Source organism: Brevibacterium sp. 91QC2O2, assembly GCF_024580695.1.
In the GTDB taxonomy this organism is placed as follows: domain Bacteria; phylum Actinomycetota; class Actinomycetes; order Actinomycetales; family Brevibacteriaceae; genus Brevibacterium; species Brevibacterium moorei.
In genome coordinates, this window is sequence record NZ_JANIJY010000004.1 from 166872 (window position 1) to 191190 (window position 24319).

Sequence of the window (24319 nt, forward strand, 5' to 3'; positions counted from 1 at the left end):
AGAACCCGCTAAATCCCGGAGATGATCCCGCGTTCGGTCAGTTTCGAGGCCAGACCCGCGCCGTCCGGGGCGTAGACCCAGGGAACGCCGGCGCCGCGGCCCTCGAACTTGGACACACCGCCCACCCAGACCGCCTCCGACGGGGTGAGCTCGCGAATCGCCACGGCGGCGACGTTCTGCGGGTGGTTCTCCGCGAACTCGGCGTAGATCTCCTCGTCGTGCTGCCCGTTGTCGCCCACCAGCAGCCACTTCATATGGGGGAATTCCCGGGCCAGGCGCTCCAGGGAGTTGCGCTTGTGTTCCACCCCGGACCGGAACATCCGGGTGTTCGTGGGGCCCCAGTCCGTCAGCAGCAGGGGGCCGGCGGGATACAGGTTGCGCGACAGGAAGCGCTTGAGCGTGGGTGCGACGTTCCAGGCCCCCGTGGACAGGTAGAACATGGGAGAGTTGGGCCGCATGTAGATGAGCCGATCGTAGAGCACCGACATTCCGGCAACCGCAGACCTGGCGTGTTCGGACAGGATGAAGCTGTTCCAGGCCGCCAGCATGGGCCGCGGCAAGTGGGTGACCATCACAGTGTCGTCCACATCGGAGACGATCCCGAAGCGCTGCTCGGACCCGACGATCGTGGCCGTGGCCGTGTCGATCTTGGAACCCTCGGTCCACATCTGGAAGTCGATGTGGCCGGGCCGGAAGTCACCGGGGATGACCGCGTCGATCACCCCGCCGCGGTCGGAGGTCACCATGTGCTCGACCCCGTTCACGCGGACCCAGGCGGTCTCCTCTGCCAGGGGCACGTTGACGAAGGACCGCCACCCCCTGATCGAGGCCTCGCGGTCAGCAGCCGGCTGCCCGTCCTTGGTCAGCACCATACGGGCCAACACTCGCATCGAGGATTCCGAGCCATAGGAGTCATAGGCGATGACGGTGCGCTGCCAACCCGACTTGTAGGCCCGGCCCCTGGCCCAGGAGTGGAAGCCGTCCTCGACGCGTGCGGCGGTGTGGGCGACCTCGGGTGCCAGATTGCTGGGGCCCGTACCGCGGCGCGCCGTCCGGGGCAGCTTGGGCAGCCGGGGCAGGCTGCGGTTCTGTTTTCCGGACTCGGGCGCGGACCCGCTTCCCCCAACGGCTTCCGTGCCATCCTGTTCGTGCGCACTCATCGCATTCCTCCCCACGGTCCTCCCCTATTGCCGGCGCCGGGCCGGCTTAGAGGAACCCGACCTTGGTGAAGGCGTCGCGCAGGGTGACGTCCGCGATGGCCGCGGCCTTGGCCGCACCGGCGTCCAGGATCCGGGCGAGTTCGCCGCGGTCGGCCAGCAGTTCCGTGGTCCGCTCCCGCACCGGGGTCAGCTTCTCCACCGCCAGATCCGCGAGCGCGACCTTGAGGTGACCGTACATCTTGCCATCGAACTGGGCGACGATGTCGTCGATCGACTCACCCGAGAGCGCCGAGTAGATGCCCAACAGGTTCGACACACCGGGCTTGGCATCACGGTCGAAGGCGATGACGGTGCCATCGTCGGTGACCGCCGACTTGATCTTCTTGGCCACGGACTTCGGTTCGTCCAGGATGTTGATCAGGCCCGCGGGGCTCTTGGCCGATTTGCTCATCTTCGAGGTCGGGTCCTGCAGATCGTAGATCTTCGCGGTGTCCTTGGGGATCCCGGGTTCGGGGATCGTGAAGGTCGTTCCGAAGCGCGTGTTGAAGCGTTCGGCCAGGTTGCGGGTCAGCTCCAGATGCTGGCGCTGGTCCTCGCCCACCGGGACGATGTCGGCCTGGTACAGCAGGATGTCAGCTGCCATCAGCGCCGGATAGGTCAGCAGGCCCAGGGACACGCGTTCGCCCTTGGCCGACTTGTCCTTGAACTGAGTCATTCGCTGGGCCTCCCCCAGCGAAGCGGTGCATTCGAGGATCCAACTCAGCTGCGCGACCTGCGGCACCTGCGACTGGACGAACAGGGTGGAGCGTTCCGGGTCCAGGCCGGCGGCGATGAACTGCGCGGCGGTGATCAGCGTGCGCTCCCGCAGCTGGGCGGGGTCCTGGTCGACGGTGATCGCGTGCATGTTCGCGATGAAGTAGAAAGCGTCGTGGTCCTCCTGGAGGGACACGAACTGCTGCAGGGCGCCGATGTAGTTGCCCAGATGGAGGGAGTCGGAGGTCGCCTGGATACCCGACAGGGACCGGGGGAGCTGAGAGGTTTCACTTACCGTCATGGTCCCATTCTGCCACCTGGCACGGACACGCCCAGAGTCGAGGCCAGACCATGACTCGCCTCACACCCCTGCGTGTTGCTGGTGACTCAGCTGTGTGAACGATTAGAATCAACGGCACACGACGGGCCGCACCATCCCACCAGCGCCCCGTCGCCGCCTTCGCGCGGGCACATATCCCACAAGGACCGACCCGCAGCCTGAACGGGCGCAGACACAACCAAGAACATCGGACGCTGTACGAAGGAGCACAGACCATGTCCGTCAACGTCGAATACGTCAAGACCGACGACGACCACCCACCGGTCGCCGTCATCGAGAAACCCAAATGGACCCCGGGGCGCATCGTCCTGTGGGTCGTCATCGCGCTCATCGCCGCCGTCGGCTGGGTGATGATCGCCTTCGTCCGCGGGGAGAACCTGAGCGCCTCGTGGTTCATCGCCGCCGCGGTCGGCAGCTATCTGATCGCCTACCGCTTCTATGGCAAGTACATCGAGTGGAAGATCTGCCGGCCCGACCCCAAACGCGCGACGCCGGCCGAGGTCAACAACAACGGCCGCGACTTCACCCCGACCGACCGCCGCGTGCTGTTCGGCCACCACTTCGCCGCGATCGCCGGCGCGGGCCCCCTGGTGGGTCCCGTGATGGCCGCACAGATGGGCTACCTGCCCGGCACCCTGTGGATCATCCTGGGCGTCATCGTCGCCGGTGCCGTGCAGGACTACATGGTGCTGTACTTCTCGACCCGCCGCAATGGCCGCTCGCTGGGCCAGATGGCCCGTGACGAGCTGGGCAATGTGGGCGGCATCATCGCCTCGATCGGCATCCTGCTCATCATGATCATCCTGATCGCGGTACTGGGTCTGGTCATGGTCAACGCCCTGGCGGACTCCCCCTGGGGCGTCTTCTCCATCGCGATGACCATCCCGATCGCCCTGTTCATGGGCGTCTACATGCGCTACATCCGCCCCGGCAAGGTGCTGGAGACCTCGATCATCGGCATCGTGCTGTTGCTGGCCGCGATCGCCGGCGGCAGCTGGGTCAACGCGAGCCCGTTCTGGCACGACTTCTTCCTGCTGGACAAGACCACCCTGGTGTGGTGCGTGATGATCTACGGCTTCTTCGCCGCGATCCTGCCCGTGTGGGTCCTGCTGGCCCCGCGCGACTACCTGTCGACGTTCATGAAGGTCGGCACCATCGTGCTGCTGGCCATCGGCATCATCATCGTCAACCCCGTCGTGCAGATGCCCGCCGTCACGGACTTCGCGTTCAACGACAAGGGCCCGGCCTTCGCCGGTGCGCTGTTCCCGTTCCTGTTCATCACGATCGCCTGTGGCGCCCTGTCCGGCTTCCACGCGCTGATCAGTTCGGGTACCACGCCGAAGATGGTGGAGAAGGAATCGCAGATCCGCCTGATCGGCTACGGCGGCATGCTCACCGAGTCCTTCGTGGCGATCATGGCCCTGGTGGCCGCGGTCAGCCTGGACAAGGGCATCTACTTCGCGATGAACGCCGCCGAACCGCTGACCGGGGGCACCCCGCAGACGGCCGCCGACTTCGTCAACAACAACCTCGGCCTGGACCATGTGTCGACCAGCGCACAGGAACTGGACCAGGCGGCCAAGGACGTCGGCGAGAACACCATCATCAGCCGGACCGGCGGCGCGCCCACCCTGGCGATGGGCATGGCGCACATCCTGCACAATGTCATGGGCGGGCCGGCCATGATGAGCTTCTGGTACCACTTCGCCGTGATGTTCGAGGCGCTGTTCATCCTGACCACGATCGACGCCGGTACCCGCGTGTGCCGCTTCATGCTCTCGGACTTCCTGGGCAACTTCATCAAGCCGTTCAAGAACCCCTCGTGGATCCCCGGTGGTCTGATCACCACCGCGATCGTCATCGCGGCCTGGGGCGGCGTGTTGCTGATGGGCGTGACCGATCCCCTGGGCGGCATCAACACGCTGTTCCCGTTGTTCGGTCTGTCCAATCAGCTGTTGGCCGCGATCGCCCTGTCCGTGGTCTGCGCGATCGTGTGCAAGATGGGCAAGGCGAAATATGTGTGGATCCCCGGCATCGCGCTGGTCTGGGACCTGGCCGTGACCATGGCTGCGTCCTGGCAGAAGATCTTCGACTCCCGCCCCACGGTGGGCTACTGGTCGCAGCACTTCACGTACAAGAACGCGCTGGCCGACGGCAAGACGGAACTGGGCACCACCAAGGGCGTCGAGGCGATGGAGGCCGTTGTCCGCAACACCTTCATCCAGGGTTCACTGTCCGTGCTGTTCGCGGTCATCGTGGTGCTGGTCGTGATCGTCACGCTGATCAAGAGCTACCAGGCGATCCGCGCCGGCTCCCTGCCCACCAGTGAGGAGCCCTTCACCCCCACCAAGACCTTCGCCGCCGCCGGCTTCATCGACACCAAAGCGGAGAAGGAACTGCAGGCCCAGTGGGACGAGTACAACGTGGCCCACGGCATCAAGACCCACGACGGGCACGGCGCATGAGCGCCGAGGCCACGCCCAGCTTCCGCTCCCTGCTCGCCCGGGCGTGGGCCCGGGTGGGCCGGGCCGCGGGGTTCGTCCTGTGGTATGCCCGCGAGGTCTCCGGTGAGAACGGCTACAAGCACTACCTGGACGCCTATGTGGCCAGGCACGGCTGTTCCCACGGGGCGATGACCGAACGCGAATACTGGCGGGACAAAACGGACCGCCAGGACCGCGAGCCCCAGGCCCGCTGCTGCTAGAACCCGCCCTCCCGCCGACCCGTCAAAAAAGTTCGAACTTCCTCCGGGGATTCGCACTTCTTTGACGGGTCGGCGCAGTTTGTGAGGCCCCAGGGAGGATATGGGAGGCCCCAGGCACAATAGAGGCTATGCACGCACCGAAGATTCCCCTGTTCCTGGACTGCGATCCCGGCATCGACGACGCCATCGCCCTGGGCTACGTTCTGTGCCGGCCCGATGTCGACCTGGTGGGGGTCGCCGCCAGCGGCGGCAATGTGCCCACGGCCCAGGTCACCGCGAACGCCCTGGGCTGGCTCGCCCTGGCCGGCGACACCTCCACCCCCGTCCACCCGGGCTCGGACCTGCCCCTGGCCCATCTGTCCGGCGAGCGCACAGGCGATCCCGTCTACGCCGATGACACCCACGGCCCCACCGGCGCCGGCTATGCGCAGCTGCCGGAACATACGGCCCCCAGCCCGGTGTCCGCGGCCCAGGCCTGGGTCGATGCGGCACGCGCCCATCCGGGGGAACTGATCGGTGTGGTGATCGGACCCGCGACCAACCTGGCCCTGGCCCTGGACATCGAGCCCGAACTGCCCCGTCTGGTCCGCCGCCTGTTCATCATGGGCGGGGCCTTCAACTACCGCGGCAACACCCACCCGACCACCGAGTGGAACGTCACCTTCGATCCCGAATCCACCGCCCGGGTGATCCGCGAGTTCGGCACCAAGGCGCCCGTGCTGCCGGTCATCGCGCCGATCGAGGCGACCGAGGCCGTGGTCATGACTCCGCAGCGGCTGAACATGGTGCTGCGCTACGAGCACGGGGCCGGCTGGCACGCCTGGCTCGAGCAGCTGGCGCAGGCACTGAAGTTCTACTTCGAGTTCCACCAGTGGGACGGCCACGGTTATCTCGCCCACATCCACGATCCCTTCGTGGTGGCAGCGGCACTCGCCTGGGCCCACTCCGCCCCCGCGGCCTCGGCCCCCGCGCCCATCCCCTGGTCGCGCACCGCCACGACTGCCGCCGATGTGGAGCTGACCGGTACACTCACACGTGGCGAAACCGTCGCGGATTGGCTGGGACGTTGGGATAGGCCCGACAACCTGGAGATCATCCGGTCGATCGACTCCGAGTCGTTCATCGCCCATCTTCTGACCACCCTAGGCAAAGGACCCAAGGCATAACCATGTCGACTTCACCCCACCCCCGGCCCACCGATAGCGCATCTGGGCAGGGGCCCGCCGCACCGACGGGTCCCGGAGAAACCACAGAAAACACCTCAGTGAACACCTCGAGCCCCGCCCCTTCCTCGGCCCGCCGGACCTGGTCGCTCGTGGCCATCGGCCTGGGTGCGGCCGTCATCATCGGCACCTACATCACCGTCCTGCTCACCCAGCCGGCCACCCTGTCCACCGACCTGGGCAGCGCAGCGCTGGGCGTCATGTGCGGCTATCTGCTGGGTGGCGTGCTGATCGCGGCGGGCTCCCTGGCCTTCATCCCCGCGACCACCTTCGCCATGATCCCCGTGGCCATCGCCCTGAACGTGGTGCTCGGCGAGATCGTGGGCAAGCTACCCATCCCCCTGTATCTGGATTCGATCGGCTCAGTCCTGGTGGGCGTGATGGCCGGCCCCGCCGCCGGCGCGCTGACCGGCATCCTGTCGAACCTCATCTGGGGCCTGACCCTGGGCCCGTCGACCATCGCCTTCACCGCCGGTGCCGCCTTCGCCGGCGCCGCAGCCGGCTGGGCCGCCCGGACCGGGGCCTTCAAACGCATCTGGACCGCCATCATCGCTGGCCTCATCGTCGGTGTGCCGGCCGGGGCGATCGGCGCGCCAGTGGCCGCCTATATCTACGGCGGCGGCCTGGGTGTGGGCACCGGCGGGGTCGTCGCGACCTTGCAGGCCGCGGGCCTCGAGGTCGTCAACGCGACCACCATCCAGTCCCTGGCCTCGGACACGATCGACAAGGCGCTTATCTTCCTGCTGGCGTTCCTGGTCCTGCGCTCCCTGCCCCAGCGGATCCTGCGCAAGGCACCCTACGCCCGCTTCTCCCAGCGGGGCGGTGCCTCCTCCCAGCAGGCCGGCGCCTCCCAGCGCACCGCGCACCGGTGACGCCACAGCCCGCCCCCGCGAGCACTCCCACGACCGCCCCGCGCCTGCACCCGGCCACCCAGGTCCTGGCCACTCTGTGCGCCCTGTTCCTGGTGTTCGGCGTGTCATCGCCGCTGGTGCCGGCCGCCGTGATCGTGGCGGCGGGCTGCGTGGCGGCCGCGTCCCGCTCCGTGCGCCTGCGCACCTGGGCTGCGACCCTGGCGTTCGTGTCCCTGCCCGTACTGGTGATGACGCTGATCATCCAAGGGCTGTTCTATCCCGGTGAGCGGGTCACGGTGCTGTGGAGCGCCGGGCCCGCGCACATCACGGTCGAGGGCCTGGCCATCGCCGTGCAGTTGTGGCTGCGGGTGGCCGGCACCGTGGCGGTCAGCGCACTGTTCGCCCTGGGCTCGGATTCCGCGCGGCTGTTCGACGCGCTGGTGGCACTGCGCGTGCCCGTGCGGATTGCGCAGGTCTGCGCGTCCGCCCTGGGCCTGGCAGGGCAGTTGGGCGCGCAGACGCGCGCGCTGTTGGCCGCCCACCGTGCCCGAGGCTGGGACACCTCCCGCTTGCGCGTGCGCCTGACGCTGTTGCCGGGACTCCTGGCCGCGCTGTTCACCGGTGCGCTGGTGCAGATGGATCAGCGTCAGGTGACATTGGCCCAGCGTGGGCTGGGGCATGTGTCGGGGCCGGGAGCGCGGCGTCCGGGATCATTGCAGGACCATGCCGATTCCCCCGTGCAGCGCGCCTGCCGGTGGATCATGCCGGTCCTGGTGCTGGCCCTCATCATCGCGTCCTCGGCCCATTTGCTGCCGCTGCCCACTGCCACCCGGATTCTGGAGGTCCTCGGTGTCTGAACCATCCACGCCCTCCGGCACAGCACCGAACGCCGCAGCGGGCACAGCGGCCGGCATCGGAATCGTGCTGCGGCCCGGCGAATACCTGGCCGTGCTGGGTCCGCGCGGCGCCGGCCTGTCCACCGTGTGTATGAGCGCCTGCGGGATCGACCCCGAACCCCACCAGGAACCCTCCGCCGGGCAGGGCTTCACCGATGGTCCGGGCCAGGCGGTCGCCCGGCACCCGGCCTGGGGCATCCCGGTGGGCGTCCCAGCTGGCCAGGCGGCAATGCTCGGCGACGATCCGGAGGCCCAGCTGACCGGGATGACCAGCCTGGTCCGCGACGAGGTCCAGCTACCCCTGCGCCTGCACGGTGGGGCCAAGCCGCGCAGACGCGCCGCGGCCCAGTGCGAACGCCTGGGGATCACGGAGTTGTGGGACCGCCGACTGGATACCCTGTCCGGTGGGCAACGCCAGCTGACAGCGCTGGCGGGCCTGCTGACCCTGGAGCCGGTCACCCTGGTGCTCGATCAGCCGTCCCTGTCCCTGGACCGGGTGGGCCGGGCGCGCCTGGCGCGGATCCTGCGCGAACACTGCACGCGCGGCGGTTCTGTGCTGGTCACGGGCCATCAACACGACGAGGTCACCGCCGCGGCCGGCCGCACGCTGTTCCTGGAGGCGGGTCGGATCACCGGCGAGGTCTCCGGCCGACCCACCGACGTGTTGTTGGCGGACCACGGGGTCTGGAGCATGCTGGAGGCGGACGTAGCCGGCCCGGCCCAAGCTGCAGACTTCTCCCCCACGGGGCCGCTGGGTCCGAGCGGCGGGGATGCGAACGCTGCACAGGCAGAACCACTTCTGCGCATTGAGGATTTGACCGTTTCACGTGGCACACACACGATCCTCGATCAGGTGGGTCTCAGCCTGGGCGCGGGCCAGGTGCTGGCCCTGGAGGGACCCAACGGCATCGGCAAGTCGACCCTGCTGCGGGCCCTGGCCGGCATCCTCGATACCGGAGCGCGGGTGTCCGGGCACATCCTCTTCAGTCCCTCACGCCTCGACCTGGCACAGTTGCCGGCCCATCTGCGCGCGGCCCATCTGGCCTGGGTGGGACAGGATCCGTCCGCCCAGCTGTCCACAGCGAGTGTGCACGCCGAACTGGTCCGCGCCACTCCGCTGCCTCGCCTGCCGCGCAAACAGCGGGCCGAGGCCAGGGCCCAGCGCGTCCAGCAGGCCGAGCAGGTGGCCGAACGGATCGGCCTGGCCGATCAGATGGACGTCCATCCCCATGATCTGGGGCCGGCGCAGCGCAAGGACCTGGTGATCGGCACGGCGTTGATGCTGGGGGCGCGGATTCTGCTGCTCGACGAACCCACCCTGGGCCGCGATCGGGCCGGGATCATCGCGCTGACCGCTTTGGTCGAGGAGTTCAGCGCGGCGGGCGGGGCCGTCATCCTGACCACCCACGATCATCGATGGGCCGCTACCGTGTCATCGCACCGGGTGGACCTGGGCGCGGTGTAGAACCGGCTGCCTGTGAGAATAGGGGGCATGCCCACCTCCCAGGAGCACCCATGAGCGTCACCAGTCCCCTCCACGTGATCATCGCCGTGGTGGTCCTGGCAGTCTTGACGACCGTCTTACTGTCCGTCTTTCAGGGAGCGCCCCGCTGGTCCCAGCTGTGGGCGGTGGTGCGCGGGGCGGTTCAGCTGGCACTCATCAGCCTGATCCTGGGCACGGTCATCACCAGCTATGTGTGGATCGCCGCGGCCCTGCTGGTTATGTTCACGGTGGCCTGGACGACCGCGACCCGCAGGATCGGCTGGTCGGGCCACCACGTGGCGGTGATGGGGACGGCGATGGCAGGTGGTGCGCTGACCAGTCTGCTGGTGATCTTCGGCAGTGGCGCGGTGGAGTTCTCCCCACGGTATCTGCTGGCCCTGGGTGGGATCATCATCGGCGGGTCGATGACGGTGGCCACCCTGGCCGCCCGCGGCTACCGCCAGTCGCTGGCCGACCATTGGGCCGAAGTCGAGGCCTGGCTGGCACTGGGCGCGACCGAGGCCCAGGCGGTCCGCCGGATCGCGCGGTTGGCCGTGGCGAATGCGCTGGTACCCAATACAGATCAGGCGAAGACCACAGGGCTGGTGACACTGCCAGGGGCCTTCGTGGGGGCGATCTTCGGCGGCCTGTCACCACTGCAGGCCGGCCAGTTCCAGATTCTGGTCCTGGCCGGCCTGCTGGCAACGGGCAGTATCACCGCGATCACCGTGGTGACGGGGCTGCGGCGTCCGCTGCGCCGCCCCGCATAATCGCCTACTGGCGCTTGCGACGACGGGCCAGAATGACGGCCACTCCGCCGATGAACAGCAGTGCGAGTCCGACACCGGCTGCGGTGAGTTCCATGCCGGTGCGCGGCAGGTCCCCACCGGTCTCGGTTTCACCACCGGCCTGCGGATCATCGCCTCCCGCATCACCGGAGCCGTCCGAGCCGTTGGTCCCATCGGTGCCGTCGGTCTCGTCATCCCCGACGACCTCATCGCCAACGACCTCGAACTTGCCCTTGTAGGTCTTGCCCCCAGCTGTCACATTGACCGTGTAGGTACCGACATACGCTTCAGGAGTCGCCGGGTTGTTACCGAATATGCTCCATTTGGCAACACCATCGGTTCCGACGTCGATCTTCTTGGCCTTCGAAGGCTTGACGGCCTTCGGACCCTTGACCGTGTAGGTAACCGAAGTGCCGGATTCCTGCTCAGTGAGTTCTGCGGATACGCCCTTGTCCTGATTTACGAAGTCGTCGGTGCCGAGTGTCTCTGGGGTCAGCGAGAACTTGGCTTCGACCTTGGACGGGGTCTTACCCTTGACCACTTCGAACGTATCCGTATAGTACTTACCGCCGGCTGTGACATTGACACCGTACTTGCCGACCAGATCGTCCGCGGTTTTCTCTGCGGAGAGTACACCGAAGATGTTCCAGGAGGCAGTCTTATCCTTGCCGACGGATACCGCCTTGGACAGGGCCTTCTTTCCGTCAGGCGAAACGACATCGTATGTCACGGTATCGCCCGGTTTCTGCTCAGTCAGAGTGACGAGCACACCTGGAACCTTTTCCGCGGCCGCCGACTCGGTATCGGAGGCATCCGCCGTGGACTTTTCAGCAGCCGCGGCTTGAGCCTTGGGAAGCACTTTGGAGCCGCCCCCTGCGGGATCGGTCTCACCCGCCGAAGTGGTGGCTTCGCCCGCAGGTTCCGTCTTCCCCGGGGCCTTGTCATTGGTAGGAGCCGAGGAAGGCGTCTGGGTCGGCTGCACAGCGTCCTTATTCACGAACTCATCGGTGCCGATGACCTTCGGATCGATCGTCAGAACCGCTTTAGGATCCGGCTTCGTCGATTCCGTTGGCTCAGACGATGGGTTCTGGGAAGGTGCCGGAGATGTGGGGGCGTCGGTGCTCGGACCAGTAGACGGCTCGGGCTTGGGCCAATTTGGCGCAGGCCAATCATCGGGCATCTCAGAGACGATTTCGAATTCGACCCGCACACCACGGATATTGTCCGAGTCCACAATCGAACCGGTCAACAGGTTGATCGTATGCTTCTTCCCGACCTCCCACACGACCTTCTTCTTGTTATTGTCCGCAGTCAACAACTCGAAATCATGCGACCAGGAACCATCCTCGTTAGCCAGGAAAGCATCCATCGTGTCAGTCGGCAAGGTCTCCAAGCCATCCGGATCCAGCGGCTTCTTAGTCGGACGGTAGCCACCGCCCTCATCGTACTTCTGCGCGATGAACGACGGCTCGCCCTTCTTCGACGTGAAACCCCTACCCTCAATGTGCAAAGGCTGACCAATTTTGACCTTCATGGGGATCGTCACGGTCGCACCATCGGCGCACGTCGCGTAGTAATAATGCCCATCATTCGTCAGCTCACCAGGCTGACCTGCAGGCGCACCACAGTTCTTACCCGCTTCATCGCCCACAGCCAAAGCACTGCTCGTACCCAAGGTCACGGCACCGCCCAAGGCAAGCGCCAGCGCAAGACCGGCTCCGGCCAGTCGAGCTCCCAGCTTCGTGTTTCTCATTCTCTTCCCTTCGACGGTGCCGTGTGGACTCCGTTTTTCTTGCTCAGTCCTGCTTGCGACGGCGGGAGACCATCACGGCCACACCACCGACCAGCAGCAGGCCCGCACCGATGCCTGCGGCGGTCAGTTCCATACCGGTCTTTGGCAGGTTCCCGGCATTGTCGCCGTCGTCATTGCCCGTGGAATCATCGCTGCCTGCGGAGTCATCCGAACCGTTGTCACCGGAGCCGTTGTCACCGGAGCCGTTATCCTCGGCGCCGCTGTCCCCGTTACCGGAGTCGCCAGAACCGTTGTCGTCACCGGCACTGCTATCACCGTTGCCATTGTCATCGGCTCCGTTGTCACCGTTGCCGTTGTCATCGCCCTCGCCCGGCTTCGGATCCTCGGCGGTCACGGTGAACGAGGTCGACAGGTTCTTCTTGTCCAAGGCCTTGACCAGTGCTTCGTCCTTGGAGTCGTACTCGACGCCGACCTTGTACTCGCCGACGTAGCTCTCAGGATGTGCAGCATCCGTACCGTAGACGATCCACTGGGCCTTCCCGTCCTTGTCGACCGTGACAGTCTCGGTGATCGGCTTGACGCCATCGGCCGTGCGCGCAACATTGAACGTGATCTCGGCACCGGGCTTGAGCCCGGTGGCGGAGAGGTTCACGCCCTTGTCCTTGTTCGTGAAGTCCTTCGCCGAGATCTTCTGCGGCGTCGCCGTCAGGGCAACCTCCTCTGCCGGGGCGTCCGTGGGCTTCGGATCCTCGGTCGGCTTGGCCGATTCGCTGGGCTCGGTGGTCGGATCGGTCGTGGGCTCAGGGGACTCCGGCTCAGTCGGATCCTCGGTCGCAGTCTCGCTGGGCTCAGGGGACTCCGGCTCAGTCGGATCCTCGGTCGCAGTCTCGCTGGGCTCCGGGTCCGGCTCGTCGGCAACGATTTCAAACTCGACCCGCACACCACGGATATTGTCCGAATCCACAATCGAACCGGTCAGCAGATTAATCGAGTGCTTCTCCCCGACCTTCCACTCGACCTTCTTCTTGTTATTGTCCGCAGTCAACAACTCGAAATCATGCGACCAGGAACCATCCTCGTTAGACAGGAAAGCATCCATCGTGTCAGTCGGCAAGGTCTCCAGGCCATCTGGATCCAGCGGCTTCTTAGTCGGACGGTAGCCACCGCCCTCATCGTACTTCTGCGCGATGAACGACGGCTCACCCTTCTTCGACGTGAAGCCCGTACCCTCAAGATGCAGAGGCTGCCCGATCTTGACCTTCATCGGAATCGTCACGGTCGCACCATCGGCGCACGTCGCGTAGTAATAATGCCCATCATTCGTCAGCTCACCAGGCTGACCTGCAGGCGCACCACAGTTCTTACCCGCTTCATCGCCGACAGCCAAAGCACTCGTGCTCAGCGCCACGGTACTGCCCAGGCCTAATCCGGCGGCGAGGACGATTGCCCCCAGCTTCTTTCCGGAGATGTTCTTCAGTTTCACGGCTGTCCTTCCATCGATGAACCGCTTTGCTGTCTGTGTTTACATGCACCCCAGGCCCGGGGGATCGCTCCCCCGGGCCTGCGGTACTTCAGTCAATCCGCGTCAGCAAAACCGACTGTCAGATTTCCTTGTGGCGACGACGCGAGATCGTCACCGCTGCGCCACCGACGATCAACAGGGCGGCGCCTGCGGCGATCGCCGCGCCGATCTGCGCACCGGTCACGGGCAGCTTGCCGTCGTTGTCATCGCCGGCTTCGTTGTCCGAACCGCCGTTGTCACCGGAACCGTTGGCGTCATCCGAGCCACCATTGTCGCCCGAACCGTTGGCGTCATCCGAGCCACCGTTGTCGCCCGAACCGTTGGCGTCATCCGAGCCACCGTTGTCGCCCGAACCGTTGGCGTCATCCGAGCCACCGTTGTCGCCCGAACCGTTGGCGTCATCCGAGCCACCGTTGTCGCCCGAATCGTTGTCGTCACCGGAACCATCGGTCGGTTCGTCCGTGGGCTCGTCGCTCGGATCCGGATCCGGCTGCGAGTCGTCGGCCTTGGCCTCGAACCGCTGCAGCAGGTCACGAGCATCGGGCTCGTCGCCCTCAGCCTGTGCTCCCGGTGCCGGAGTGCCCTCACGCGGGCCGCCCTTGCTGACGCCGAAGATGTGGCCTTCACCGTCAGACATGACGTGGTTGGCGTTCTTCAGGGCGTCCAGCGTCTGCACCTCGTTGCCCTTGACGTCGTACACCGTGACGGTGCCGGCGGTACGGTTGGACACGTAGAACCAGCCGCTCTTCGCATCGAAGGCCGCGTTGAGCGAACCAGCGGCAACTTCGTTGCCGTCGGCGTCCTTGGCAGTCAGCTTGACCGACTTGATCAGCTTGCCGGACTCAGCGTCGACGAAGACGACCGAGGTGTCTGCCGAGGCCTGTGAGGCAATCGCCAGCGTCTTGGACTTCGGGTCGAAGGCGATTCCGGAGGCGGTTTCCACCTTGGCCGGGATGTCCTTGTAGGCGACCTTGCCCGTGGCCGTGTCCAGCACCGCATAGCGTGCCGAGTTCATGCTCGGGATGTAGGCCGTCTGCGAGGCCTGGTCGAAGGCGATGGACATCGTGTAGAAGTTGTCTTCCACCTTGATGGTGTCCAGCTGCTTCAGGGTCTTCGTGTCGAAGACCGCGATGCCGTCGGTACCGATCGTGACATAGGCCTTGCCGGCCTTCTCATCGACCTGCACGTCGCGACCGTGGGCGGCGGATCCGGATTCGAACTGCTTGATCAGTTTGAGCGAGTCCGCATCGTAGACGGCGACGCTGTTCTGGCGGGTGTTGGTCACCCATACGGTGTTGTTCGTCTCATCGACATCCACACCGTAGACGGCGAACCGAGCACCGGCGCGGTCACCGCGTTCGCTCGGATCCGCCGGAGCGTTGACTGCCTTCTGAACCTGCAACGAGTCAGCGTCCAGCTTGATCAGCTTGGATTCCTTAACCGGCGGGCGACCCACAGCCGTGGTCGCGTAGATCGCGTTGTTCTTCTTGGAGAACGCCGTCTGGTAGAAGCCACGCGAAACCGCGGTCTCCTTGCCGATGATCTTCGAGGACTCGTCCGTGGTGCCAGGAACGTCCACGACCGGGGATTGCTTGACCTCGTCGGTCGCGTCCTCTGCCGTCAGGTTGTCGTAATCGATGGGCGCGGCTTCGAAACGCTGCAGCAGGTCCTTGGACTCGCCATCGCGGTTGCCGCCCTTGCTGACGCCGAAGACATGCCCAGCGCCATCTGCCATGACGTGGTTGGCGTTCTTCAGCGCGTCCAGCGTCTGCACGTCGTTGCCCTGGTTGTCGTACACCGTGACGGTGCCGGCGGCACGGTTGGAGACGTAGAAGAGCTTCTTCGTAGTGTCGAAGGCCGCGTTGAGCGAACCAGCGGCGACATCCTTGCCGTCAGCATCCTGGGCAGTCAGCTTGACCGACTTGATCAGCTCGCCGTTTTCGGCGTTCATGAACACCACGGACGTATCCGCGGAAGCCTGCGATGCGATCGCCAGGGTCTTCGACTGCGGGTCGAAGGCGATGCCGGAAGCCGACTCGACCGTCGCCGGGATGTCCATGTAGTCGAGCTTGCCGTTGGCCGTGTTGAGCTTGGCAACGCGCGCCGAGTTCATGCTCGGGATGTAAGCGGTCTGCGAGGCTGCGTCGAAGGCGATGGACATCGTGTAGAAGTTGTCTTCCACCTTGATGGTGTCCAGCTGCTTCAGGGTCTTCGTGTCGAAGACCGCGATGCCATCGGTACCGATCGTGACATAGGCCTTGCCGGCCTTCTCATCGACCTGCACGTCGCGACCGTGCGCAGCAGAGTCCTTGGGGAACTGCTTGACCAGTTCCAGCGTGTCTGCGTCGTAGACAGCGACCGTGTTCTGGCGGGTGTTGGTCACCCACACGGTGTTGTTCGCCTCATCGACGTCCACACCGTACATCGCGTACCGGGCACCCTCCTGCGGGTTGCCTTCCTTATCGGTGGCCTTGGCGTCGATCGGCGCGTTGACGGCCTTCTGCACCTTCAGCGAGTCCGCGTCCAGCTTGACCAGCTTGGATTCCTTGACCGGAGGGCGACCCACAGCGGTAGTCGCGTAGACCGCATTGTTCTTCTTCGAGAACGCCGTCTGGTACAGACCCTGTGCGAAGGAGGTTTCCTTGCCCGCGATCTTGGAGTCCTTGGCCGTGGTGCCAGGGACGTCGGCGACGGCGGTCTGGGCCTTCTTGACCTCGTCGGTCACGTCTTCGGCAACAGGAGTTTCTTCCGAGGGATCTTCGGCCTTCGTCACGTTGAAGGTGTGACGAGAGGGCTTGCTCACGTCACCTTCGACGATGCTTCCGGACAGGACCTGCAGGGTGTGCTTCGATCCTTCCTTCCACTTATCAGAGACAGGAGCTTCCTCGGCGTCTTCCTGCTGGTCTTCGCTCGTCGAGTTGTCCGCAGTGGGCATCGGGATCTCGATGGACCAGTCGCCGGTCTTTTCATCGGCCTTGATGGCAGCCCAGACGCTACCGCGCTTCAGATCGCCGGGGCCTGCAGTTCCGTCTTCGGGAGCGTCGAGGACATTACCGTCGGCATCCTTGTAGACCTCGATCTTCTCGCCGTCGACGTCGATGTCACCGGTGCGCCAGACCTGACCGCCGTCCAGCTTGAACGCGATGGTCGGCGCCATCTGACCATTGGCATTGGGCTTCTCGTTCAGCCAGCTCTTGCCGGTGACCTTGAGCTTGCCACCTTCGGCAACCGTAGTGGGAACGTCGATGGTGGGTTCAGCTGCGGGAGCGTCTGCTTCCTTAACGGAGAACGTTACATGCTGTGAAGAATTAGGCGACAGGACTCGGAACCAATGATCGCCGGCTTCCAGGTCCGACGGCAGGGCGAGCTCTTTCGTGAATTCTCCCTTGTCATCCGAATCAACGGCGTAGATGACATCATCGCCGTCCTGCTTGTATGCGCCGTCATCGATCTTCACCGACAGCTCGTCGTTTGCGGCGAAACCGGTGCCCTTAAGCGTAATCTTGCCGCCCGCTTCGACAGCTGTTTCACCGTCAATGGACAGTTTCCCCTGGCCGCTGTCGGGGCGCGGCTGTTTGGCCTCGGCCGCAGCAGCGGGAGCAGACAGGAAATCGATAGGGGCGGTTGCCAGCGGGACGCCGGCGCCGACGGCCACGGCCAGGCTGAGCGCGCCCAGGCGCTTGCCGGCCTTGGTCGGGATCGGATTGAACTTCACGGAAACCTCCGGTAGGTGAGCTGGTGCTCGTGTACGTGATGCCAAGCGACACAACATAGAACAGGTCCAGGTCAGGCTCGCTTTGCGCACCTTAGGCTTGGCTACATTGAACCTTAACAGCGCCTGAGGGTTTGAGCAACGTTTCATGACTCAAATACCCCTGCATCTGTTCGGATGGAAGCTGATAGAGCAGGCGAAATTGGTTGATTTATTGCGGTTCAGACAGCAAACGGCTCGATTTTCTATGAGCCGAATTACATTTACCGGCGTCTCGCGAAGCGGGACAGTGCCGGCACAATCAGGGGTGTCCCGGAAGCGGGATCGTCGATCACACTGCAGGACAAACCGAACACGGACTCGATGAGTTCGGCCGTGACGATGTCGGCCGGCCTACCCTGGGCGATCAGTTCCCCCTGGCGCATGAACACCACATGGGTCGCGTAGCGGAATGCCAGGTTCAGATCGTGCAGCACGACCAGAACGGTGCGACCCTCCGCGTGCAAGCGCGCAGCCAGGTCCAGGACCTCGATCTGGTGCGTGATGTCCAGGTATGTGGTCGGCTCGTCCAACATCAGGATGTCGGTCTCCTGCGCCAGCACCATGGCGATCCACACGCGTTGGCGCTGGCCACCGGACAGGGCGTGCACGGGGCGGTCTGCGAATTCCGCGACGAAGGCCGACTGCAGAGCGTTCTCCACCGCGATCTCATCGGCCTCGCTCCACTGCCGCATCATCCCCTGGTGCGGGTAACGGCCCCGGGCCACCAGGTCTGCGACGGTGATGTCCCCGGGCGCGGTGGACTGCTGGGGCAAAAGCCCCAGGTGCCGGGCAACTTCCTTCGAGTTCATCGCATGGATGTCCTGCCCGTCGAGCAGAACGTCGCCCTGGGTGGGTTTGAGCACGCGCGCCAGGGACTTCAACAGGGTCGACTTGCCACAGGCGTTGGGCCCCAAGATCACGGTCAGCTCATTGGCCGGAAGATCGAAGTCGACGCCCTTGAGCACCTTGTGATCCCCGTACCCCACATGGATGCCCCGTGCGGAGATCCGCGGCGGCAGCGGCTCGGGCAGAACCGCGGTTGCAGCGGTGTTGGGTGCTTCGGAGGCCGAGGATGCGTACGGGTCCGTGTTGTCGATGCTCATAGGGTGCCTCTCCGGTATTCGATGAAGAGCAGGAAGATCAGATAGATGCCGCCGATCGAGGACGTCACAATGCCCACGGCGATCTCATTGGGGGCGAAGATCCGCTGGGCGATGACATCGCAGACCGCCACCAGCAGTGCGCCCAGCATGGCCGAGGTGCCGATCGCGGCCCCGGAGGTCCGCGCCAGCCGCTTCGAGATATGCGGGGCCGCCAGCGCGACGAAGGCGATGGGACCGGCGACCGCAGTTGCCAGGGACACCAGGACCACACCGATCACCAGGGTCATGGCGCGTACCAGTCCGGTGGGCACGCCCAGACCCGTCGCAGGTTCATCGCCCATGGGCAGCATCGACAGGGGCTTGGACAGCCACAGCAGGAAGGGAATGCAGATGATGAGGACCGGCACCAGCCACATCAGGCTGCTGAACGTCATACCGTTGAGCGAACCGATGTTCCACTGCTGGGCGTCCTGTGCGGCCTCCAACGGAGCTTTGACCAGCAGCAGACTGTCCACAGCCTTGAGCGCTGCGGACACGCCGATGCCGATCAACACCATCTTGAAGCCGGGTGTGGCCAGGCCCCCGGCCAACAGGGAGATCAGAATCGCGGCACCCACACCGCCGATCAGTGCGCCCAGCGGGGTCTGGATTCCGGATCCGCCGAACACGATGATCGCCAGGATCGCCCCGGTCGATGAGCCTGCGGCGAAGCCGATGATGTCCGGGCTACCCAGCGGATTGCCCGAATAGATCTGGAACAGGGCACCGCTGATACCCAGGGCCGCGCCCACCAGAAGGGCCGCCAGGGCACGGGGCAGGCGGACGTATTGCACGAAGTAGTTCGCCAGTCTGTCCGAGGACGTGCCGAACAGACCCTCGATCGACTGCTTGATCGACAACCCGTAGTCACCGATCATCAGCGTCGCGATGAACACCGCGACGGCCAGGACCAGGACGGTCAGGCTCACCAGCAGGGTGCGTGCCTCGAACCGCAGGCTCAGGGGCCCGAGGCGAAAGACCGTGAAACGGCTGCCCCTCCGCGCGACGCCACGCACTGCAGCGGACTGTTCGGTCACCGGTGGTTCCTTGATGCTCATGACCTATCCAGCCCCTTGGACTTGCGCACGATGAGAATGAAGAACGGAGCGCCGGCCAGGGAGGCGATGATGCCCACCTGGATCTCCGCCGGCGCCACGATGACGCGGGCCAGCACATCCGACAGCAGTAGCCAGGCAGCACCCAGCAGTGCCGCCAGGCCCAGGCTCCAGCCCAGGGAGTCCTTCATCAGCTTGCGGGCGATGATCGTCACCGCCAGGCCGACGAAGGTCAGAGGGCCTGCGATAGCCGTCGCCGCTGCGGAGAGCAGCGTGACAGCGATGAGCGAAACGGTCCGGATGGTCCCGACCTTCACGCCCAGGCCGATCGCGGCTTCGTCGCCCAGGGCCAGGGCGTTCAAGCCCGGAATAACTGCGAAGGAGACCGCCAGGCCCACGACGATGACGATCAGCGGAATCCACAGATCGGCGTAGGCCTTGCCCTCCAGGTTGCCGGCGACCCAGTAGCGGAACTCGTTGAACACCGCCTGGTTGCCGGAGATGATGGTCTGCGTGATCGCCGTGAGCGCCGCGCTGATCGCAACACCGGCCAGGGCCAGGCGGACCGGCGAGGCCCGATGACCGCCCGCGATGCCCAGCAGGTAGACGCCTGCGGCGGCCAGGCCCGCGCCCACGAAGGACGCGATCATATTGACCCCCGGCGTCATGATGCCCGTAATCGCTGCGGACAACACTACGGCGACCGAAGCGCCTGCGTTGATGCCCAGAATGCCGGGTTCGGCCAGCGGGTTGCGGGTCAGCGCCTGCATGATGCAGGTCGCCGCGCCCAACGCCAGGCCGACCACCAGGGCTGCCACGCTGCGCGGTAGCCGCAGGCCCCTGATCACTTCCGAACCGTCCGCGGCGGATGAGAAGAGTGCCTTGACCACCTGGATCGGGTTCATCATGTTCGAGCCCAGCATGATCCCCAGGATCACCGCCACGAAGATGACGGCCAGGGCGATGATGACATAGACGGCCCTGAGCACATGGGTACGCGCGCGGACCGCTCGCGCCGCCTCTTGGCGGGCAAGTGCGGCCTGCGAACGGCGCGGGGCTACTCCGGCTTGTGCTGGGAAGGGTCCGGCTGCGCCGGAGGAACTGGACCCTGTGATTTTCCCGGCGTCTCCCCTGTCTGCGGACCGCCGAAGGGATAGGACTTGGCCGGATGGTCGCCGCTGCGCGTCCACACCGGTTCGGTACCAGGTGCCGGCGCTGCCTGAACCGCAGCCCGTTGGGGCCGGGCCAGGAATGCGACGCCCATGGTCACCACGGCGAGGAAAGCCAGCATGATCCCGATCAGGCCCATCCAGGGGAAGGAATTGTCCCGCTTGGACAGTTCCCCGGCCAGGAGTTCGTTCTGCTTGCCCAGTTCCTCGACGGCCTTCTGGTCCTCGGCGCTGCCGGCCTGCGGCGCGGCTCCCGCCTGACCGCCGGCTGCGCCCGGCACCTGGGCCTGGTTGGCCCCCGCCTGCGGCGCATTCGCCGCCGGCGCCTGCGTGCTATTTCCCGATGAACCCTTGCTGCCACCACCGACCACGGTGGTCTTCTTGGTGGTCGTGCCGCTATTGCCGCTGCCGTTATTGACATTGGCATAACCGCCGGCCTTCGACTTCTTGCCGGTGGTGTTCGCGCTGCCGGTCACAGTGAAGTTGGGACTACGGTTCGTGTAGCCCTTGGATCCCTTGCCCGGCACGGTCTCAGACGCCAGGAAGCGCATCCAGTGACTGCCATTGGCCAGGTCCGCGGGAATCTTGACGGATCCGCTGACGGTCCCGGATTTGGGGATCTTCTGCTGGTGAACCACGCCCTGGCCCTGGATCGCCTGGTCACCGTCGCTGCTGCCGCCGTCGTCGAACTTGACGTAGACGGTCTCACCGCCGGGGTAGCCGCGCAGGGTGAAGTTCACCCGGCCGCCGGCCCGCACCGATTTAGGGGAGATCGTTGATTTGGTACCCGGGGTGTTCGGCTGAGCGCCGCCCGGGGGCAGGGCCTGAACCGGACCGGCCATGATGACGGACGCCAAGGCGACGGCCAGGGCCAACAAGATGGCCCCGATCCATGTTCCCGGCAACCGCTTTGCGGATGGCCTATGTGCGTTGTCCATGTGCTTCACCGCTTCCTATTGCGAGCCACTGCGATTGCCACGACGGCACCGGTGCCCAGCACCAGCACACCTCCGGCGGCCATGAGAAGAATGTCGTTCCATTTCAGATTCGAGGGCGAATAACCCTTGCCCAGGTAGTCGGACAGGTTCGCCCCTGCTACCCCGGCCCCGCGTTTGAGCGGCAACTGAGCCCAGCCGGCCAGTTCGCCCTTCCGGTTCGCCAGGACCAGCTGGTAGTCCCCCTCGGGCAAGTTCGTCACGTCCAATTGGATCTGGCTCGCGGTATCCACCTGCAGCCAGCCGATCGGGGTCTTGCCCGGATAGATGTAGAGGTAGACCCATTCCCCCGGGGGCACATCCTTCCCCATTTTCAAGGTGACCAGATTGCCGTTGATCTTGCCGGTTACCCCACCGGTATTGTCCTGATTGAGTTCCTCAACGGAATCGATCGGCGAGTCCACGGGCTTATCCGGCATCGGGATGCTCTCCACCGGTTCGGCCGCCTCCCCGGCGCCATCATCCTGGTAGATCGTCTCCTCCACGACGGTATTGTCACCGCCCTGGACATCGTTGGGTCCGTCGTTCGCCGCGTTCGCGCCGGCTTCAGTCGAAACCTGATCGACTCCGTCCAACGGATTCGTGATCCGTGTCCAGCCGACTACATTGGGATCCTTCGGGTCGTCTGGTTCCTCGCCTTGGAGCACCACATAGAACGTGCCCTCCGGTAGCTTGGATTGTGCGTACTTCACGTCCAAGAAACCGGAACCGCCCATCTTCAGCCACCGGTGGTCGGTGTGCGGGTAGACCGCGGATCCGTACTGATCGTAGAGCGTGATGAATGCGTAGTCCTTCGGCTTCATCCTGGCGCTGTAACCGGTCAGCATTCCATCGGTGTGGAAGGCCCGGAATCCATTCTTATTGGACTTCTTGAGTTCTGTTCCCGGGTCAACCATGAGCGGAGCCAGCGCGGGAATACACGCTTCGACACAGAACTTGTTCGTGTCCACGGCGCGCACTGTCGCGTTGTCTTTGGTCGAGCCGGTCAGCAGACGCATCTTGTGAATGCCCCGGTCGAAACCGCCGCCGTTGTCCTTGCGGAAGACCGTCCCTTTGCCCTTGTTGGCCTTCTTCGGCAGAGTCACCCAGGTATCGATCTTGCCTTCGGCATTGTTCACATCGATGACCCACCAGACGCTGTCCAGCGTCAGTGCCTGATTTCCCTTGAGCTTAACGTAATCACCCTTCTGCCTGGCATAGGGACCATTCTTATCCCCATCGAGCTTGATAGCAATACTGGCGCCACCGGATTCTGGGTCAGAACGGTTATTGCACCACCCCATACCGGTCACGTGAACCTTCTTGCCATATCCGGCCTTAGGGTACTTATCGTTCCCCTGTTGTTCGACTTTGATTGTGGGGGATTTCAGATCAGTGGTGCAGACCTTGGTGTTCGGATCCAGGTCACCCTTGTACTTCTGACCGTCAACGATCACAGGTTCTGAGGTCATCGAGTGAGCGGTGTCATTTCCCCCGCCGCTGAAGAGTGTGACAGTCAGCTTGGAACCACCCGTTACCAGCGAGTTCGATGTCTTTCCCTTCGGGAGGTTGTCCTCGGTTGGCAACGGGATATCCGCCTTGAACACGCCAGCGGGGGTATCGCCTTCGGCCTCGTTCGCCTTGATCTTGAGCAGGGCCTTGTCCGTACCGTCCTTCTGGGCAACGAATGCGAAGTCCTTGCCGGTGCGCCCTTCACGGGAGTTCAGTCCGAGTTTCACTGTCGCGGGAGACTTCCCGTCCTTGGTCTGCCACATGATGCCGTGCACGTGTACCGAGTTGTTCTGCCCGGCCTTTGTCGACACGGTCTCTTTCACACAGGCCTGGGCCACCTGGCCGTTCGCTACGTGCGACAATCCGGTCCGGCTTTCCCCGGCCGCACAATTAATGCTAGTGGTGCCCTTCTTCACAATATTGATCGTGTAGCGGGTCTTTGCAACTGGCTGAGCCGTATCGCCAGGAAAGATATTCCCAGATAGAATTTGAATGGTATGCGTCGACCCTGCCTGCCACTTGTCCGAAATGGCAGGTTCATCCGGATCTTCGACTTCGTCAACGCTGGTAGAGTTCGATTTTGTCGGCATCGCGAAGGTGATAGACCAGTTTCCGGTTTTGTTGTCGCCTTTCGTAGCGGCCCAGACACTCGCTCGCTTCAAATCGCCGGGTCCACCTGTACCACCGGGCGGATCATCCGACGGTTTACCATCCTTCTTGTAAACAGGAATGGTGGTCGCGCCGTTCTTATTGTCCGGATACTTCACCGGGAACTTGATAGAGCCCGTACGCCAGACCTGACCGCCGTCCAACTTGAAAGCGACCGAAATTCCCTTGTGCCCGGCTGAGTTCGGCTTCTCATTCAACCAATTTTTACCGCTGAGGGTAATCTTCCCACCCTCTTCTGCAATGGGTGGGACGTCAATCGAAGCGTCCTTGCCGGCAAAGGGCTGCACACTCTTCGTAGCACTCTGCGCCGAGGACTTCACACCGATCCCGCCGGCGGGGCCCTGATTCGCGGCGGCCGCGGTCGTGGCCGGCGCCTGTTCCTGCGTATCGGCGGGACCAACCTGTTCCGATGAGCCCTGCGGGTCGGACCCCAGGGCTCCTACTGCGGCTTGTGCGGGCAGTCCACCGAAAGCTCCCATGGCGATGAGCGCCAACCCTGCCAGGAAAGCAAGGGCGACGATGAGCCTGGGACGAGTGAACGCGTTGTGAAGTCTGCGAATCATCATTCTCC

17 protein-coding genes are annotated in these 24319 nt (G+C 64.6%); 7 read left to right on the forward strand and 10 right to left on the reverse strand.

Features of this window, described 5'->3' with window-relative positions:
• Window positions 1-8 precede the first annotated feature (8 nt).
• Together NQ036_RS05305 and trpS are read right to left on the reverse strand one after the other, a co-directional pair.
• Window positions 9-1160 carry an App1 family protein gene (locus NQ036_RS05305; RefSeq protein WP_257048612.1) on the reverse strand — a complete coding sequence of 384 codons (1152 nt, stop codon included), beginning with the start codon at window positions 1158-1160 and terminating at the stop codon, window positions 9-11.
• 46 nt (window positions 1161-1206) lie between these two features.
• Window positions 1207-2214 (reverse strand): tryptophan--tRNA ligase, encoded by a 1008-nt coding sequence (gene trpS, locus NQ036_RS05310; RefSeq protein ID WP_257048611.1) that lies wholly within the window; start codon window positions 2212-2214, stop codon window positions 1207-1209.
• A gap of 254 nt (window positions 2215-2468) precedes the next feature.
• On the opposite strand from trpS, the gene NQ036_RS05315 reads away from it, so the two are divergent.
• From NQ036_RS05315 to NQ036_RS05345, 7 genes are all read left to right on the forward strand, one after another.
• Window positions 2469-4718, forward strand: coding sequence for a carbon starvation CstA family protein (locus NQ036_RS05315; RefSeq protein ID WP_257048610.1), 2250 nt, complete (start codon window positions 2469-2471; stop codon window positions 4716-4718).
• Window positions 4715-4957 carry a YbdD/YjiX family protein gene (locus NQ036_RS05320; protein WP_257048609.1) on the forward strand — a complete coding sequence of 81 codons (243 nt, stop codon included), beginning with the start codon at window positions 4715-4717 and terminating at the stop codon, window positions 4955-4957. The genes NQ036_RS05315 and NQ036_RS05320 overlap by 4 nt, the downstream gene beginning before the upstream one ends.
• A gap of 128 nt (window positions 4958-5085) precedes the next feature.
• Entirely contained in the window at window positions 5086-6123 is a 1038-nt protein-coding gene (locus NQ036_RS05325) for a nucleoside hydrolase (RefSeq protein WP_257048608.1), read from the forward strand.
• 98 nt (window positions 6124-6221) lie between these two features.
• Complete coding sequence (locus tag NQ036_RS05330) at window positions 6222-7052, forward strand: histidine kinase (RefSeq protein ID WP_257048607.1); 831 nt, start codon at window positions 6222-6224, stop codon at window positions 7050-7052.
• A complete protein-coding gene (locus NQ036_RS05335) occupies window positions 7049-7888 on the forward strand; it encodes an energy-coupling factor transporter transmembrane component T (RefSeq protein WP_257048606.1) in 840 nt (279 codons plus the stop codon). The genes NQ036_RS05330 and NQ036_RS05335 overlap by 4 nt, the downstream gene beginning before the upstream one ends.
• Window positions 7881-9392 (forward strand): ATP-binding cassette domain-containing protein, encoded by a 1512-nt coding sequence (locus NQ036_RS05340; RefSeq protein WP_257048605.1) that lies wholly within the window; start codon window positions 7881-7883, stop codon window positions 9390-9392. Before NQ036_RS05335 ends, NQ036_RS05340 begins: the two co-directional genes overlap by 8 nt.
• 50 nt (window positions 9393-9442) lie before the next feature.
• Window positions 9443-10180, forward strand: coding sequence for an ABC transporter permease (locus tag NQ036_RS05345; protein ID WP_257048604.1), 738 nt, complete (start codon window positions 9443-9445; stop codon window positions 10178-10180).
• A gap of 4 nt (window positions 10181-10184) precedes the next feature.
• Here NQ036_RS05345 and NQ036_RS05350 read toward each other — a convergent pair whose 3' ends face one another.
• The 8 genes from NQ036_RS05350 to NQ036_RS05385 all read right to left on the reverse strand — a co-directional run bounded on the left by NQ036_RS05350 (window position 10185) and on the right by NQ036_RS05385 (window position 24314).
• Window positions 10185-11951, reverse strand: coding sequence for an LPXTG cell wall anchor domain-containing protein (locus NQ036_RS05350; RefSeq protein WP_257048603.1), 1767 nt, complete (start codon window positions 11949-11951; stop codon window positions 10185-10187).
• 43 nt (window positions 11952-11994) lie between these two features.
• Window positions 11995-13434, reverse strand: a complete 1440-nt coding sequence (locus NQ036_RS05355; RefSeq protein ID WP_257057558.1) for an LPXTG cell wall anchor domain-containing protein — start codon at window positions 13432-13434, stop codon at window positions 11995-11997.
• Between the two features lie 118 nt (window positions 13435-13552).
• Window positions 13553-17188, reverse strand: a complete 3636-nt coding sequence (locus tag NQ036_RS05360; protein ID WP_257057560.1) for a hypothetical protein — start codon at window positions 17186-17188, stop codon at window positions 13553-13555.
• Window positions 17189-17448: 260 nt separating this feature from the next.
• Window positions 17449-18330 (reverse strand): ABC transporter ATP-binding protein, encoded by an 882-nt coding sequence (locus NQ036_RS05365; RefSeq protein WP_257048600.1) that lies wholly within the window; start codon window positions 18328-18330, stop codon window positions 17449-17451.
• Window positions 18327-19427 carry an iron chelate uptake ABC transporter family permease subunit gene (locus NQ036_RS05370; RefSeq protein WP_257048599.1) on the reverse strand — a complete coding sequence of 367 codons (1101 nt, stop codon included), beginning with the start codon at window positions 19425-19427 and terminating at the stop codon, window positions 18327-18329. The genes NQ036_RS05365 and NQ036_RS05370 overlap by 4 nt, the downstream gene beginning before the upstream one ends.
• Window positions 19424-20413 carry an iron ABC transporter permease gene (locus NQ036_RS05375; RefSeq protein WP_257057563.1) on the reverse strand — a complete coding sequence of 330 codons (990 nt, stop codon included), beginning with the start codon at window positions 20411-20413 and terminating at the stop codon, window positions 19424-19426. Before NQ036_RS05375 ends, NQ036_RS05370 begins: the two co-directional genes overlap by 4 nt.
• Before the next feature lie 68 nt (window positions 20414-20481).
• Window positions 20482-21531, reverse strand: a complete 1050-nt coding sequence (locus NQ036_RS05380) for a hypothetical protein (RefSeq protein WP_257048597.1) — start codon at window positions 21529-21531, stop codon at window positions 20482-20484.
• A 5-nt stretch (window positions 21532-21536) separates the two neighbouring features.
• Entirely contained in the window at window positions 21537-24314 is a 2778-nt protein-coding gene (locus NQ036_RS05385) for a hypothetical protein (protein WP_257057566.1), read from the reverse strand.
• Window positions 24315-24319 lie beyond the last annotated feature (5 nt).